The 17,243-nt window shown below is 36.7% G+C and carries 14 protein-coding genes; 8 read left to right on the top strand and 6 right to left on the bottom strand.

Translation table 11 applies throughout. The annotated features are described in order from the left end of the window. Positions 1 to 16: 16 nt before the first annotated feature. From J4Q03_RS03825 to recQ, 6 genes are all read right to left on the bottom strand, one after another. Positions 17 to 2,737: a TonB-dependent receptor gene (locus tag J4Q03_RS03825; RefSeq protein ID WP_426046882.1), complete on the bottom strand. Its 2,721-nt coding sequence runs from the start codon at positions 2,735 to 2,737 to the stop codon at positions 17 to 19. Positions 2,738 to 3,047: 310 nt separating this feature from the next. Further along, positions 3,048 to 4,451 carry a dihydrolipoyl dehydrogenase gene (gene lpdA, locus J4Q03_RS03820; RefSeq protein WP_426046881.1) on the bottom strand — a complete coding sequence of 468 codons (1,404 nt, stop codon included), beginning with the start codon at positions 4,449 to 4,451 and terminating at the stop codon, positions 3,048 to 3,050. 125 nt (positions 4,452 to 4,576) lie between these two features. After that, positions 4,577 to 4,903 (bottom strand): hypothetical protein, encoded by a 327-nt coding sequence (locus J4Q03_RS03815; RefSeq protein ID WP_426046880.1) that lies wholly within the window; start codon positions 4,901 to 4,903, stop codon positions 4,577 to 4,579. A gap of 130 nt (positions 4,904 to 5,033) precedes the next feature. Beyond that, positions 5,034 to 5,384: a hypothetical protein gene (locus J4Q03_RS03810; protein WP_426046879.1), complete on the bottom strand. Its 351-nt coding sequence runs from the start codon at positions 5,382 to 5,384 to the stop codon at positions 5,034 to 5,036. A 77-nt stretch (positions 5,385 to 5,461) separates the two neighbouring features. Beyond that, entirely contained in the window at positions 5,462 to 6,544 is a 1,083-nt protein-coding gene (locus J4Q03_RS03805) for a glycosyltransferase (protein ID WP_426046878.1), read from the bottom strand. A gap of 138 nt (positions 6,545 to 6,682) precedes the next feature. Further along, a complete protein-coding gene (gene recQ, locus J4Q03_RS03800; protein WP_426046877.1) occupies positions 6,683 to 8,887 on the bottom strand; it encodes a DNA helicase RecQ in 2,205 nt (734 codons plus the stop codon). Positions 8,888 to 9,045: 158 nt separating this feature from the next. Here recQ and J4Q03_RS03795 point away from each other — a divergent pair, with 158 nt between their 5' ends. From J4Q03_RS03795 to J4Q03_RS03760, 8 genes are all read left to right on the top strand, one after another. After that, complete coding sequence (locus tag J4Q03_RS03795) at positions 9,046 to 10,005, top strand: KpsF/GutQ family sugar-phosphate isomerase (protein WP_426046876.1); 960 nt, start codon at positions 9,046 to 9,048, stop codon at positions 10,003 to 10,005. A 216-nt stretch (positions 10,006 to 10,221) separates the two neighbouring features. Further along, positions 10,222 to 11,046, top strand: a complete 825-nt coding sequence (gene tatC, locus J4Q03_RS03790) for a twin-arginine translocase subunit TatC (protein ID WP_426046875.1) — start codon at positions 10,222 to 10,224, stop codon at positions 11,044 to 11,046. 150 nt (positions 11,047 to 11,196) lie between these two features. Continuing rightward, positions 11,197 to 11,583: a DoxX-like family protein gene (locus J4Q03_RS03785; RefSeq protein ID WP_426046874.1), complete on the top strand. Its 387-nt coding sequence runs from the start codon at positions 11,197 to 11,199 to the stop codon at positions 11,581 to 11,583. Then, positions 11,576 to 12,340, top strand: coding sequence for a DUF2071 domain-containing protein (locus tag J4Q03_RS03780; protein ID WP_426046873.1), 765 nt, complete (start codon positions 11,576 to 11,578; stop codon positions 12,338 to 12,340). Before J4Q03_RS03785 ends, J4Q03_RS03780 begins: the two co-directional genes overlap by 8 nt. Beyond that, on the top strand, positions 12,304 to 13,056 hold the full coding sequence (locus tag J4Q03_RS03775; protein ID WP_426046872.1) for a class I SAM-dependent methyltransferase: 753 nt from the start codon (positions 12,304 to 12,306) through the stop codon (positions 13,054 to 13,056). Before J4Q03_RS03780 ends, J4Q03_RS03775 begins: the two co-directional genes overlap by 37 nt. A 12-nt stretch (positions 13,057 to 13,068) precedes the next feature. Then, the gene (locus J4Q03_RS03770; RefSeq protein WP_426046871.1) at positions 13,069 to 13,467 is read left to right on the top strand and encodes a hypothetical protein; all 399 of its coding nucleotides are present in this window, start codon (positions 13,069 to 13,071) and stop codon (positions 13,465 to 13,467) included. Between the two features lie 60 nt (positions 13,468 to 13,527). Then, positions 13,528 to 15,159, top strand: coding sequence for a M1 family metallopeptidase (locus J4Q03_RS03765; RefSeq protein WP_426046870.1), 1,632 nt, complete (start codon positions 13,528 to 13,530; stop codon positions 15,157 to 15,159). A 187-nt stretch (positions 15,160 to 15,346) separates the two neighbouring features. After that, positions 15,347 to 17,203: a PDZ domain-containing protein gene (locus tag J4Q03_RS03760; protein ID WP_426046869.1), complete on the top strand. Its 1,857-nt coding sequence runs from the start codon at positions 15,347 to 15,349 to the stop codon at positions 17,201 to 17,203. Positions 17,204 to 17,243 lie beyond the last annotated feature (40 nt).

Below are 17,243 nucleotides of genomic sequence, written 5' to 3'. Positions count from 1 at the left end.
ATATATTAGTTAATTTTTAAAATTCATATTCTATTTTAGCTCCAAATGAAAGCTTCAGAAGATCTGTCTTTAATGTTTCATAGGTCCTCCCGTTTTCAGTTATCGTTTGAACCTGTTTCAGGTCCAGGAAGTTATTGGCATAGAAAGAAAACTTAAATCCGTTCTGAAAATCTTTGGAGACTTTAAGATTAAAGTTATGAAACACCTTTCCAAGCTTTGTATTTTCCTGATCTACATCTGTATCCTTGATGTTGGCAAACTGATTGGGATCATTGATCTGTTCCTGCGTCAGTTCTACTTTCTCAATATTTGTATTAATATAGGCGTACAGATTCTTTGGATTGAATACATCTTTATCATCAATAAAGAAATGCTGGGATCTCAGGGAAATCACAAGACCCGCTTTGGGAAGATGATAGTTCAATGCTGCTCCTACTGTCAGTTGCGTGTATTTTGGTTCGTAAGAACGATAAATTCCAAAAATAGCTCCGTTATTATAGTTTTTAGCAAAATAGTATCGGTCTGTATTGGAATTATTTTTGGTCTCCACATAACTTCCGTTAACTTCGAGACTTACATTTCTAACTGGAAGCTTATCCAGATTCATCATTAATTCGAAACCTTTATCCTGAGATTCCAGACTATTTACAATTCTGTTCTGCAGATAATACAAATCTTTGTATCCTGTGATATCATAGGTAGGAATGTTGGTCCCGTTATAGTTGATCTGAAGCTGTGCCTGTTGTCTTTTAGAAGCAAAATATTCGTTCGTGAAACCATCGTAGAGTTTGTTATAGTAAGCTGTCAGCCCTACATTACCCAATGGAAACTTGTAATCGAGTCCTACTTCTGAACGTGCACTTTTTGAAGGCTTCAAATCCTTATTATCAGCATAATCGATAAAAGTCTGTACAATACCCAGATTGTAATATCCTGGAAGACGTATATCTCCTAAAATCTGGTCATAATATCTTGGTCCGGTATAGATCATATTGATTGAAGGTGCTTTGGATGCAATACCAAAACCTCCTCTGAACTTGAAGCTTTTATAAATCAGATAGGTATTAATTCTGGGCTGCAGTACGGAAGCCCCAAACTGATTGTCAAATCTCACCCCGGCATTTAAATTGAAAATATAACTTCCAAATTTTTTGAATACATTATCTTCTGCATAGAATGAGTACTGATATTCAGCTCTTATGTTTTCACCATAATTATAAGGTCTGAAAGCCTGTCCACCACCTGCAAGAACAGTACTTAAAGTCTCCGGCGATCCTAATCTTCCCGCCCCTTTATTATCACTGCTTCTTAATGAGGTACCAATCACGAAGTTATGGATCCAGTTGCTTTCGGTTTTCAGATTTTTTTTCAGTTCTCCGGAAAAGAACATGGAAATGGGTTTTCCTTCTACTTCCATCACCTGCCTGTAATTAATTGGAGTATAGGAGCCTACATACACCCCTTCAGATGTACTTGTACCTACAATATCCCCGCCACTGCTGATTATTTTGGACTCATAACTGTTTTGATAGGCTTGACTGTAGTTTGCATTGATACTCAGATTATCAAAGAAAGAGTCTTTAAATCTCCAGTTAAAACGGTTAGAAATACGAAAATCTCGCTTCTTATTGTTAACAATCTTTTCTGTGATATCTTCCTGCTCTACATTGACATCATCAAAGTTATCTCCGTAATCTATAGAAAAAGAGTTGCTGATGTTCTTATTTTTATTGTATACACTCCACATCAAACTGGTAGCAACCCTTTGATATCTGTTGAATTTGGTTCTTGGATTTGAGTTTGAGCTGAGATAATTGACATTTAGATTTATAAAACCAAACCTGTCGTTGATCTTGAATCCTTTATTCAGATTAACCTCCTGTGTTCCTTCTCGTAAGGCAATATAGGCTCTGTATGGCGTTCTGCCACTTTTCTGCTGTATGGTAACAAGACCTGAAGTTAAATCTCCATATCTGGCAGAAGGTATTCCCTGCACCACTTCTACACTTTCAATATTGTCTACAGGGATCTGTCTTAAATCTGCTCCGTAATTGGCATTGGAAAAGTAACCGCCTTCGTGTCCAAAGCCGAGGGTATTGGGTGAAAATAATGCTCCCTCATGATTTAATGTTCTTGCAATTGGTGTATAATTTCCTCCGTAGCTCTGCATATTCTCATTATTTGAAATGGGAATACCATCCACTACAATGGCAGTACCGAAAGATTTGTTTCCGAAGCCTTCATTCGTAACACTGGTCGGCAATGATGACCGGAAAACAATGGGCTTGAATTCATTTAGGTTAAGATTCCGAAGCTTTTGTCCCGGGATCTGCTCCAACACCTCGTTTAATGAGAATGCCTGAATATTCTTTAACGCTTCTTCTTTAATCTCAATCTCAGAATAGTTTTTCTTTTTGGCAGCTAATGCAATTTCCTTGATACGGATGGATGCTGTCTGCATTTCTACAGTAATTCTGTCAGATGGTACCGTTATATACGTTTTCTTTTCTTCAAGAAGCCCTGATCCTGAAAAAACCAACGTCTCATTAGAATGATAATTGATTTTAAATAGCCCTGAATTATCCGTTACCGCCCAGATTCCTGTGTTCTCCACACCTACCTTGACTCCCGAAACCGGCTTCTTGCTGTCCGCTGCTACTACAATCCCGGTCACAGTCTGACCACTAACGGAAAGAATAACAAACTGAAAAGCAATCAGTAATACTCTTTTCTTCAACTTTAACAATTTTTGGTAAAATTATTTATAATTTTTCTAAATAAAAATAAAAGTTTCAGAATTTTTCATGATTTTTTTCTTCACAAATTGTAGAATTATTCAGAAAAGCAGAATAATAATAGTTAAAATCTATAAAAGTGCAGGAATGAGGATGGAAGCTCACTTTATCGAATTACTATCATAAAAGTTATAGAAGGAGAATTTCTTAGTATTCCTTATCTAACCCCGAGTAAAGAATAGTACAATAAAAAAGAGAAGCAAAATGCTTCTCTTTAATTAAATATTTTGAATTTAAATCTTTCAATCAAAATTACATATGAATTGGTCTCTTCCCTGTTGCATCCAATGCCGCTTCTTTAATAGCTTCAGCATAGGTTGGGTGAGCATGAGAACTTCTTGCAATGTCTTCAGCACTTGCACGGAATTCCATAGCAATTACTCCTTCTGCGATAAGGTCGGCAGCTCTCGCTCCAATGATATGCATTCCTAAAACCTCGTCTGTTTTTTCGTCTGCAATAATTTTTACAAGACCGTCGATATCACCACTTGCACGGCTTCTACCTAACGCTCTCATAGGGAAAGAACCTACTTTGTAAGCTACTCCTTCTTCTTTTAGCTGCTCTTCTGTTTTACCCACTCCGGCAACTTCCGGCCAAGTGTACACAACACCAGGGATCAGATTATAGTTGATGTGAGGTTTCTGGCCTGCCAGGATTTCAGCCACCAAAACTCCTTCTTCTTCCGCTTTGTGAGCAAGCATTGCCCCTTTGATCACGTCACCGATCGCATAGATATTGGCAACGTTAGTCTGTAAGTGGTCGTTTGTTTTTACTCTTCCTCTTTCGTCAAGTTCTACCCCTGCTTTTTCAAGAGCAAGACCGTCTGTATAAGGTCTTCTGCCTACAGATACCAAACAGTAATCTCCTTCTACCGTTACTTCTTCTCCTTTTTTGTCTTTAGCGGTGATCTTCACAGTATCTCCGTTTCTTTCGACAGCAGAAACAGCCGTAGAAAGCATAAATTTCATTCCCTGCTTCTTAAGAACTTTAGTCAGTTCCTTGCTTAAAGCTCCGTCCATTCCAGGAATGATCTTATCCATAAATTCAACAACAGTTACCTGAGCACCTAATCTTAAATATACAGAACCCAATTCAAGACCGATAACTCCACCACCGATTACTACCAGGTGTTTAGGAATTTCTTTAAGGTTTAAAGCTTCTGTAGAAGTAATCACTCTTTCTTTATCAATAGAGATGAAAGGTAAAGAAGAAGGCTTGGAACCGGTTGCGATAATGGTATATTTGGATTCGATGGTTTCAGAAGAACCGTCGTTTTTTGTTACTTTGATCTGAGTAGCAGATTCGAAGCTTCCCAATCCTTCAAAAACAGTGATTTTGTTTTTGCTCATCAGGTAGTTGATCCCATCTGTATTCTGTTTTACCACTTCATTCTTACGCTCGATCATTCTTGCGATATCAGCCTGTGGCTCATTGATAATGATTCCGTGGCCCGCGAAGTTGTGCTTCGCATTTTCGAAATGTTCAGAGCTGTCTAAAAGCGCTTTTGACGGAATACATCCAACGTTAAGACAAGTTCCGCCTAAAGTTGAATATTTTTCAATAATTGCTGTTTTGAAACCTAACTGTGCCGCACGGATAGCAGCTACATAACCTCCAGGACCAGAACCGATTACGGTAACATCGAATTGACTCATGTTATTATATGAATTTGTTTATTATTATCTTTCTTAATTCTCACAAATTTACTGATTAATTGCCACACCCCCAAGTGAGTTTTGTCAAGTTTATGTATGAATTTGGAATTTAAAAAAAACAAGTGTTATCTGTTTGCATTGATCCATATAATAACGGCAAGAAAAATCAAAGGAATTCCAATTTTAATTCCTCCTAAAATAATCACTACCATTCCTGCCAAGAGAACAACAGTACCTACTATATATAATACGATGCTTATAACAGAGCGGTATTTATTTTTTTGTTTTATAGCTTTTTGTTTCTCAGCATGAATGTCTTTCATAACTTCATCTACATCTTTTTGATCATACCCCTCTTGAATGATGAGTCGATAGATGTATTTTTCATTATAATTTTCAGCAAGATAACTTCTATACTTATTGTATATTTCTTGTTTTAATCCGCTAGTCATGGTTAAAAAATTTCAATTATTTTTATGGATTGTATTTTTTACCTATATTAAGTGTATACAACTAAAAAATGATCCTAAAATAATCAATAGAACTTTTATTCTCATTTATATTTTCACTTTATAACAGAAATCACGCATCTACGTCCATTTTTCCGGATCCAAACATTCCGGGACTGTCAAAAAAAGATCCACCATAAACATACCATTCAAGGTTTTCCAAATAGTCAACTGCATTTTCAGGGGTTATTTGTGAGCGGTCTTTTTTCGAAACGATTCCTTTGTACCATCTTCCCGATTTAGAATAATGTTCAAATTCAACAAAATAATGAATCCATATTCTTTGACAGAGTTTGCACTGTTGAATTGTTACTTCTGCATATCTTCCGTTAGTATGGTCTATGCCTAATTCAGAACTTCTGTATTCAGTATAGTCCGAAGTCGGTTTTTCACAACCACATCCAATCTTGGGAATTTTATTCATTGATGAATATTGATTTTATTTAAAATTAATGAAGGGTCAAATGTAAAAAATATGAACCCATAACGCAAATCCAGCAATTATTTTTTCATCAGGTCCAACAAAACTTTCTCATATTTATCCAAAATAATATCCTTTGAAAACCTTGATCTGATAGAATTTTTTATTCCATCACGGTTATAATTTCCCTGTAAAACTTTCATGACTTTTTGGGAAAAATCTTCATAATTTTCAATATTTGAAACTTCTCCGTTTACCTGGTGCTGGATGATCTCATTGATGCCACCAGGACAGTTATTGGCCAAAGAATAAGTTCCGCAGGCACCCGCTTCCAAAAGAACATTCGGAAAACCTTCATACCTTGAAGAAAGAATGAAGAGATCTGCATATTTTAAATACTGGTAAGGATTATCCTGTCTCCCATGGAAAATAACATTTTTAAGTCCCAGAAAATCCTTCATCTGGAGCAGTACATCTTTATCTTTACCGTCACCCAGAATATGAAGCATAATATTTTCGTTTTTAAGTCTCGAAAATACTTTCAGCAGGTTATCAAAACCTTTTCTGGCCGAAAGATTTCCTATGGCTACAACGTTTTTATAATTGTACTTGAAACATTCAGGTTTAGCAGAAGTTCCTAGTTTTTCATTGATAAAATCGAAATCAACAGGGTTGTTTATTTTTACAATTTTCTTTTTCTTAATATTAAAATTATCAACAAGATCATGCATCATATCGTCGCTCTGGGCGATGATCCTCTGATAGTTATTATAAAAATTATAGAAAAATTTGATTTCTTTCCGCGTTACATGCTGTGTTACCACATTCGTTTCCCTGGCAATGAATTTTGTCCTTGGAAAAAGCTTAATGAATAACGCCAGATAGGCATTCACTTCACCAAAGCCCGAAAACACAATATCTGGTTTTCTGCGGTAAATCTCTCCTAAAATAGGTTTCAAAGAATGCCTGATTCTTTCCGTATTGATGTCGATGATTTCAACATCTTTTTTAAGAAAATTAAGATATCCGCCCTGTTTGCGAAGCAATAGGATTTTGGGTTCAAACCGGTCTCTGGAAAGGTGATTGGCTATGGTGGTAACAATTCTTTCTGCACCACCGGTTTCCAAATCCGGCAGAATAAATATGACAGATATTTTTTTCATCAGTTAAAGTTAGTAAAAAGTTTTATTAAGTTTCAAATATTGATATTCGGAACATTTCATTAAAGTTAATAAAGCGAGTTATTAAGCTTAAAAAAGCCCTTCCAAAGAAGAGCTTATGTTTAAAATATCTTGATTTTTTTAATTTGCCACATCACTGATAAATTTTATCCTCAGCATTCTTACTTCTTCATCAGAAAGTTCATCTCCGAACTCATCGAGAAGCACTTTCATGCTGTCGCTTTCAGATTCGGTCATGAATTCCATGAAGCCGTCTACAATATCTTCATCGAAATTATCTTCGATATAATAGTCGATATTCAGCTTTGTTCCCTGGTAAACGATACTTTCCATTTCTTTTAAAAGCTCATTCATGGAAAGGTTCTTGGCTCTGGCAATATCTTCGAGGTCGATCTTTTTATCGGTACTCTGGATAATGAAAACTTTATGGCTAGATTTGTTGGCCACCTGCTTCAGTACCATATCCTGGGTACGCTCGATATTGTTCTCGTCAACGTAACCTTTAATGAAGTCTGCGAATTCTTTACCGTATTTTTTGGCTTTTCCTTCTCCCACCCCATAGATCTTGGCGATTTCTTCCAATGAAATAGGATACTGAACCGTCATATCCTCCAAACTTGGATCCATAAAAACCGTATAAGGCGGAATTCCATGTTTCTTGGCTACTTTTTTTCTCAGATCTTTTAACTGGCCGAAGAGATTCTGATCAAGGCCTGTGCTGGCCTGCATTTGTACCTGCTCACTCTCTGCTTTGGTCTGGGAAAGATCAAATTCCCTGTCTTCAGCAATTAAGAATAGTTCTTTAGACTGGTTTTCTAAGAAGTTTCTTGCTTTATCAGACATCTTTAAAACACCGTAGGTTTCAATATCTTTCTGCAGAAACCCCTGAACAGTTGCCTGTCTCAAAATGGTTTTCCAGTAGTTATCTTTTTCCTCTTTTCCGAAACCGAAATGAGAGGTCTGTTCTAATTTATAGGATTTCGTAACCGCATTTTCTTTCCCAACGATCACTGAGATCAGATCTTTAGACTTGAATTTTTCTCCTGTATCTTTAATAAGGGTTAAAGCTTTTCTCAAATCCGATGTCGCTTCTTTTAATTTCGGTGGGTTAGAGGAATTGTCACACATATTGGCTCCGTCTCCTTTCACCGGATCAAAATTTTCCCCGAAATAATAAAGAATATACTGTCTCCTGCTCATTGAAGTTTCGGCATAACCTACCACTTCATTTAAAAGCTGTAACCCGATTTCTCTTTCGGAAACAGGCTTTTGGGCGAGGAATTTTTCCAGCTTTTCAATATCCTTAGGATCATAAAATGCCAGGCAATAACCTTCGCCACCGTCCCTTCCTGCTCTCCCTGTTTCCTGATAATAGCTTTCCAGAGATTTTGGAAAATCATAATGGATCACAAAACGAACATCCGGCTTGTCAATTCCCATTCCAAAGGCTATTGTAGCGACAATAACGTCTACTTCCTCCATGAGAAATTTATCCTGGTTAGCCACCCTTACTTTCTGGTCAAGACCGGCGTGATAGGGCAGCGCATTGATACCGTTTACCTGCAGCAACTGAGCAAATTCTTCAACTTTTCTTCTGCTTAAACAGTAAATAATTCCGGACTTTCCTTTATGCTGATTGATAAATCGTACAATCTCCTTGTCTACATTAACTTTGGGACGTACTTCGTAGTACAGGTTCGGACGGTTGAAACTTTCTTTAAAAACCAACGCGTCGCTCATTCCTAAAGTTTTCTGGATGTCGTCCTGAACTTTCGGTGTTGCGGTAGCTGTTAAAGCGATCACCGGAACCTCCGCAATCCTGTCAATAATTGATTTCAAATTTCTGTATTCAGGTCTGAAATCATGTCCCCATTCTGAAATACAGTGCGCTTCATCAATAGCCACGAAAGAGATCTTAACTTCTTTAAGGAAATCCAGATAATCTTCTTTGATCAACGATTCCGGAGCGACATACAAAAGCTTGGTCTTACCGCCTTTAATGTCGTCAAAAACCTGTTTGGTCTGTGTCTTATTTAATGATGAATTTAAAACGTGCGCTACCCCATCATCAGATGAAAGACCGTTTACCGCATCTACCTGATTCTTCATTAACGCTATTAAGGGCGAAACTACTATTGCCGTACCTTCTGAAATAAGTGCCGGAAGCTGGTAACATAATGACTTACCTCCTCCTGTCGGCATTAAAACAAATATATCTTTCCCACTAAGTAGGTTTTCTATAATTTGTTCCTGCTGGCCTTTAAATGTAGAAAACCCGAAATACTTTTTCAATTCGCCTGATAAATTGGCTTTTTTTGCGTTCATCTAATTTTCTATTGCTAAATTTGCATCCAACCCAAAGTTATAAAAATTCTGCTTAAAATAAAAGCGAACGAATTTATAAAAAATAAAACTTATATTAAATATTCTTTTTTAAATATAACGTTTTTTAATGGATTTTTTGTATACCTTAAAATTATAAAATGGAAAGAGCCGACCTTATTTCAATTGCAAAGAGCACTTTAGAGATAGAAATTTCAGAACTTGAAAAATTAAAGAACAGGATAGGTGAAGATTTTGCCAGAGCAGTGGAGATTATTCATTCGGCAAAAGGGAAATTAATTGTTGTGGGAATCGGAAAATCTGCCCATGTAGGTAATAAAATTGTTGCTACATTAAATTCTACAGGCACTCCGTCACAGTTCCTCCATGCTTCTGAAGCGATCCACGGAGATCTTGGGGTGATCCAGAAGCAGGATGTGGTTTTATGCATCTCAAATTCCGGGAATTCACCGGAGATAGCTAATCTTGTTCCTTATTTAAGAGATTATTCTTCTGCTCTGATCGGCATGACAGGAAATAAGAACAGTAAGCTTGCTGAATTCTCCGAAATCGTTCTGGATACTCACGTAGATGTGGAAGCCTGCCCTAATAAACTGGCACCGACAAGCTCAACCACAATCCAGATGGCACTTGGAGATGCTATGGCTGTTGCTTTAATGGAGCTGAATGATTTCAGAGAAAATGATTTTGCTAAATTCCACCCGGGAGGAAGTTTGGGAAAGAATCTTGTTTCAAAAGTAGACCAGTTCTTATCCCCTCAGAAACCTCAGGTTGAGGGAAATGCACCGGTAAGAGACGTTATTATTTCAATCAGTGCATCAAGCCATGGAATTACGGTGGTAACACAGGACGAAAAAATAATTGGTGTGATTACCGACGGAGATTTGAGAAGAATGCTGATGAAAGGGGATGATATCACTAAAGTTCAGGCAAAAGACATCATGTCTGCCCATCCTAAAACCATCGAAAGGGATATTTTGGCCAAAGAGGCTATGAAAATCCTGAAAGAAAACAACATAGGCCAGCTTATTGTCACAGAAAACGGAACATATTTCGGAATCATTGATCTTCATACATTGCTGGATGAAGGGATCAATTGATCTATTTAAAATTATTTTCATTAACCCATAATAAATCAGCAGACGGTATCTACAAAATACCGTCTGTTCTTTTCTGAAACCAAACATAAAAGTATTTCCTTATAAACTTAGACAAAATCACATTCAATAATTCTAAATACTGATTATTATTTCATAATTTCGCAGACTTAAACGGCTTACCTTTTACAGGTTTGCTATTTTAGAGAGACTTAGTATATGGACGAAAAAAAAGAAATGTCCTTTTTGGGACATATTGGAGAATTAAGAGGCCACCTTGTCCGCTCAATTATTGCTATTATAATTGTAGCTGTGGCTGTAGGATTCAATATCAACTGGATCATGGACCACATCTTTTTTGGTCCGACCCGGAATGATTTTCCAACTTTCAGGGTAGTCAACCATTTCTCAAGAATGCTTTTAGGGGAAGACAGCATCCATCTTCCAAAAGATTTTCCGGTTCGTGTACAGCGGCTTTATCAGCAGTTCAATGTCATGATGGCTGTTTCTGTTTTCGGAGGTCTGGTAGGTGCTTTTCCTTATATTGTATGGGAATTATGGAGATTTATAGGTCCTGCCCTTCATCCTAAAGAAAGGAAGAATTCTATCTTTATTATCAATGCCGTATGGATCCTGTTTATGACAGGAGTTTTATGCGGGTATTTTTTAATTCTTCCGTTCGCCGTGAATTTCGGAGTTATTTTTAAAATCTCCGATATTATCATCCCCTTGTATGATTTAAGTGATTATACCACACTTTTTTTACAGGTAATTTTAGGTATGGGAGTTATTTTTCTGTTCCCTATTCTTATCTATTTCCTTACGAGTATAGGAATTCTGACTCCCATGTTTATGAAAACCTATCGCCGCCATGCTATTGTTCTGATTATGGTCGTTGCCGCGATTATTACGCCGGCAGATGTTTTAAGTATGCTGATGGCCGCTTTTCCGTTGCTTATCCTGTATGAATTCAGTATTGTCATGTGTTCTTTCACTTACAAAAAAGTGCAGAAAAATGCTGGAAATCTGCCAACTGTTCAATAATACAGATTAAATTAAATATAAAATACTATCAAACAACTCTTTACACTAAAGGAGTTGTTTTTTTTGATATTTTATTTTCAATAATTACTGAAAGTTCAAAAATATATTTACCTTTGAACTAAGATTTAAATAAAACAAATTCTTAATCCCATGAAAAGCCTTTATAACAAATTAAATTACGGAATTGCTGCAGTCTGGATTATCAATGGCCTTTTCTGTAAGGTATTAAACTTAGTTCCGCGCCATGAAGAGATCGTCACAAGAATTTTAGGTGGTAATTATTCAAGAACACTAGCCCTACTGATTGGATGTTCAGAAATTCTGATGGCTATATGGATCTTTACGGGCATTAATTCTAGGTTAAATGCCATTACACAAATCGTAATTATTGCTGCGATGAATCTGCTTGAATTTATATTGGCTCCCGATTTACTGCTTTGGGGTAAATTTAATTCATTATTTGCTTTTCTCTTTATCCTGCTTATTTATTTTAATGAGTTTCATTTGAATCCAAAAAAACTAAATCATCATGTTTGACTTTTTAAAAAACCATCCGTTCGCTGTTGAAGCTTTTTTCGAAAGTTCTCTTGTTCTGACCTTTGCAGTACCTAAAGAACAGCTGCAGCATCTTATTCCGGAATGTCTGGAACTCGACATTTTTCAGGATCAATGGGCTTTTGTAGCAGCAGCAATGGTTCAGACAAAAGATTTACGTCCAAAAGGCTTTCCAAAATTGATGGGAAATGATTTTTTCCTGATCGGCTACCGGGTATTTGTAAGATACAGGAGCAATACCGGAAAAAGATTACGCGGATTGTATATTCTTAAATCTGAAACAGATAAAAAGAAAATGGAATTCATGGGTAATGTGTTTACTCATTACAATTATTCTACGACAGACATTCGGCAGACACAAACAAAAAATGCAAAAGAAATACAGTCTGTGAAGTCCGGATTTAAAGTCCGCATCAGCAAAAAAGAAGAAAATATATCGCTGCCTCCTCAGTCGCCATTTGCAGACTGGAAAGAAGCAAGAAGGTTTGCGGGACCATTACCTTTTACTTTTACCTGCAATAAAGAAACTCAGGAAGTTCTTATTATAGAAGGCGTAAGACAAAACTGGACTCCTGCACCGGTGAAGGTCATCGATTATAATTTCGGATTTTTAGATACGCTGAAACTGGAAAATCCCATTTTAGCCAATGCTTTTATCATTAAAAATATTCCATACTACTGGAAAAAAGGAAAAACTGAATCATGGAAACAAAAAGAAGAAAATTTCAAGGCGTCTTAAATATTTTAAGCTTTAACCGCCATTTTTATATCATAGGAATAGGGATTTTAGCCTTAATTACGATGAGTCATCAAATATCTGAATGGTCAGATCTTATATATTGGCTTATCATGGCTGCCTTTCTTTATGGACTTATCATGCCATTAATTGTGTCAGCTTATGTTTATGATTTTTCAGGATATTATAATTTCCAATGGCTGGAAAACTGTTCAATTGATGAATCAAAAGTACAGCAGATTTTAAACATCAATGCCGGTTTTGATGAAACGAGCTACATTATTAAAGACAACTTTCCACAAGCCGGTTTAAAAGTGTTTGATTTTTATGACCCGAAACGACATACAGAACCGGCTATAGTAAGAGCCCGGAAAGTAAGTATGGTATATCCTGACACCCAGCAGATGCAGTCCAATTCAATCCCTTTGCCTGATCAATCGGCTGATATTGTTTTTCTGCTTTCTGCTGTACATGAAATAAGATCAAACGAGGAAAAAATCCTGTTCCTGAAAGAATGTCGGCGCTTATGCAAGACCGATGGAAAGATAATTATGGTAGAACACCTGAGAGATTTCCCTAATTTTTTAGCTTTTTCAATCGGTTTTACACATTTTTTCTCAAAAGCTGTATGGAAGAATGCTTTTAGCAGTGCCGGTTTTGCGTCATTCAATGAGGTAAAGTTTACTCCTTTCATGTCAATCTTTATCTGTACTCCTTAGTCATTAAATAAAATGGAACTTCATTTACAAATAACCGGAATGCTTCTTATTGTTTTAGCATTTGTACATGTTATTTTCCCTAAACATTTTAACTGGGAAAAAGAACTCCAGTCACTGAGCCTTATGAACCGGCAAATGATGTGGGTGCATACTTTATTTATTGCCTTAACGGTATTTCTTATGGGTTTACTCTGCATCACCTCTCCACACGAGTTAACAGATACCGGCCTGGGTAAAAAAATAGCCCTTGGATTTGCAGTCTTCTGGAGCATCCGGTTATTCATTCAATTTTTCGGATATTCCTCAAAATTATGGAAAGGAAAATCTTTTGAAACGATTATTCATATTATTTTTTCCCTATTCTGGATATACATAAGTGGTTTGTTTTGGATAATCTATTTCAATAAGTAGAATAAACCTAAATTATTGCCATTAATTTTTCTATTTTTGATTGAACTTAATTTAATTTTAATGAAAAAGCTGACCTATACACTTTTATTTGCTTCAGGACTTGTTTTCGGGCAGTTCTTTGAGAAAGATAAAGTCTTCACAAAACAGGATACACTGAAAGGTTCTGATACTCAGTTCAGAAATTTTTGGGATGTCAAAAAATATGACCTTTCTGTAGAACCGGATTTTGCACAGAAAAGCATCAAAGGATATAACAAAATCAGCTTTGAGATTACCAAAGACATTTCCGACCCTGTTTTCCAGATCGATTTGCAGAATCCGATGAAAGCAGATAAGCTAGAGGGTAATTTTCCTATTGCCAGCTATAAGCAGGATGGTGACTTTATTTTCGTCACGGCCAAAAAGAAATTCAAAAAGGGTGAAAAATATACTATTGATGTAACCTATTCCGGAAAACCAACGATTGCAAAAAATGCACCCTGGGACGGAGGCTGGGTCTTCACTAAAGACGAAAATGGAAATCCGTGGATGAGCGTTGCCGACGAAGGAATCGGAGCCTCCATATGGCTTCCGACAAAGGATATCTGGAGTGATGAACCTGAAAACGGTATCATTATGAAGATCATTACTCCCAATGATCTTGTAGGAGTTGGCAACGGAAGACTGATCAACAAAAAAACGGAAGGCAGCAAAACAGCTTATACCTGGGAAGTGAAGAATCCGATCAATGCCTATTCTATCATTCCGAATATTGGTAAATACGTCAATTTTAAAGATACGTTTAATGGTGAGAAAGGAAAACTTGACCTCGATTACTGGGTATTGAACTACAATCTTGAAAAAGCAAAAAAACAGTTCCAACAGGTAAAACCGATGCTTTCTGCATTTGAATACTGGTTCGGACCGTATCCTTTCTACGAAGATTCTTACAAACTGGTTGATTCTCCTTATCTCGGTATGGAACACCAGAGCAATGTAGCTTATGGAAATGACTATCAAAACGGTTACCGGGGTAAAGACCTTTCCGGAACAGGTGTAGGTCTTCAATGGGATTATATCATCATTCATGAAAGCGGCCATGAATGGTTTGCCAATAATATTACGGCAAAAGACCAGGCAGATATGTGGATCCATGAGAGTTTCACCATGTATTCCGAGGTTCTTTTCGTAGAAAAATATATGGATAAAAAATCGGCAGACATCTATGCTATAGGCGTCCGTAACAACATAGAGAATGACGTTCCGATTATCGGAAAATATGGTGTGAGAAATGAAGGAAGTGGCGATATGTATCCGAAAGGAGCCAACATGCTTCATACTATACGGCAGGTGATCAATAATGATGAAAAATTCAGGCAGATTTTAAGAGGTCTGGGTAAAGACTTCTACCATCAGACAGTAACCACCAAGCAGATTGAAGATTATATGTCTTCTCAATCAGGAATTGATCTTTCAAGTATCTTCAATCAATATTTAAGAACAGTAAAAATTCCTAATCTTGAGTATTCCCAAAACGGCGATTCTTTAAAGTTCCGGTACACAGATGGGGTTAAAGATCTTAAACTTCCCATCATTATTAACGGTGACCAGACCATTAATCCTACCGAAAACTGGCAGACGGTAAAACTTAAAAAGGCTACACCGGTAGAATTTAACAAGAACTATTATATCAATTATAATCAGGTTCAGTAAATAAAACAAAGAACAAAAGGCAAAATCGTTACAGTACGGGTTTGCCTTTTTTTATTTCAGCTCTGGAAGTTTCCTGCAAATTTTCAAAATAAGTAAAGTTCTTTTAAAACTTTAAGAAAAGTTTAATATTGTATTCCGTAACAAAATGATCAAATAAACTACTATTTAACTATAAAATTTAAACCTAATGAGAAAAACAGCAATCAGCCTAGGCCTTTTCGCCGCTTTTTTGGCTAATGCCCAGTCTATAAAAACAACGATTGATCTTGTGAATGTAAAAGACGACAAGGTAGCCGTTACTATGGAATTTCCGAAAATGAAATCCGGAGATATCAAGTTTCATTTCCCCAAAACCGTTCCCGGTACATACTCTGTAGATGATTACGGGAGATTTGTGGAAGGGATCAAATTTTATGATAACAAAGGAAAAGAATTGACCTATACTAAAGTTAATGACAATACGTATTCTTTAAAAAATGCGAAGGCATTAAGCAAAGTAACCTACCTGGTGAATGACAGTTTTGATGATGAAATGGACAATTCAAAGCATAAAGCTGTGTTTTCTCCGTCAGGAACCGATATCGAGGAAGGAAAAATATATATGATCAACACCCATGGCTTTATTGGGTATATCGACAATATGCAGGATGTTCCGTATCAGCTTATCGTTCAGAAACCTGCGGGCTTCTATGGAACAACAGCTCTGGTGGATCAGGATAAATCTGATGCTACAGATACGTTTACACTGGCCAATTATGCTAAAGTGACGGATTCTCCGCTCATGTATACGAAGCCGGATTATATTACCTTCAATGCAGGAGGAATGGATCTGGTGCTGGGTGTTTATTCTCCTACCGGAAAATATAAGGCTGCAGACTTTAAAGACAATCTTGAAAAAATGGTACTGGCTCAGAAGAAATTCCTGGGAGACATGAATACCAATAAAAAATATGCGATCATGCTTTACCTTTCGGGAGGCGAGGGACCGCAGATTAAAGGTTTCGGGGCATTGGAACATCACGAGTCAACCAGTGTTGTACTTCCTGAAATGATGCCTAAAGAAGCAATCGACAAAACAATTACAGATGTTGTTTCCCATGAATTTTTCCATACTGTTAATCCTTTGAAAACACATTCTGAAGAGATTCATTATTTCGATTATGCAGATCCTAAAATGTCGCAGCATTTATGGATGTATGAAGGAGGTACGGAATATTTTGCCAATCTTTTCCAGATTCAGGAAGGACTGATCAATAAGAATGAGTTTCTTCAGAGAATCAATGAGAAGATTACCAATTCAAAGAATTATGACGATACGATGCCGTTTACAGTCATGAGTAAAAATGTTCTGAAAGATGAATATAAAGATCAGTACAGAAATGTTTATGAAAAAGGAACATTGCTGACTATGTGTCTGGATATTGAACTGAGAAAACTATCTAACGGAGAAATGGGTTATCGTGATATGATCAGAAAGCTGTCTCAGAGATTCGGAGAGAACAAACCGTTCAAGGATGACAAGTTGATTGATGAATTGGTAACAGTAACCGGCTACCCGCAGGTAAAGGATTTTTACAATAAATATATCGCAGGAAACCAGCCGACACCTTATGCCGAATATCTGAATATGGTAGGCGTAGAAGCCAAAAAGCAGGATACACCTCCGCTTTTCTGGTTCATCAAAGATCCCAACCAAACAGGCTATAATGACAAAAATAATACTTTTGTATTTGACGAAAGCTCTGCATTATCACCTTTTGCTAAGAGTGTAGGATTTAAGATCACTGACGAAATTGTTGCGCTGGATGGAAAAACAATCGATATTCAGAAAATGCAGGAATTTATAGGATATACCAAAACAATCAAGGAAGGACAGGATGTTACTGTTACTATTCTCAGAAAAAACGGCGGCAAAACCGACAAGATAGATCTTAAAGGGAAAGCTATTTTAGACAAAATGACCATAGAAACATTGCAGTACAAAGCAAATCCTACCCCGGCAGAACAGAAACTGCAGAATCAGTGGCTGACCGGAAAAAAGTAATAGAAAATTTAAACAACAGATCATAAAAAAGCGGGAAAAT

Origin of the sequence: Chryseobacterium sp. NFX27 (genome assembly GCF_049887855.1) — a bacterium.
In the GTDB taxonomy this organism is placed as follows: Bacteria; Bacteroidota; Bacteroidia; order Flavobacteriales; family Weeksellaceae; genus Chryseobacterium.
This window is presented reverse-complemented; position numbering and strand designations above follow the sequence as displayed.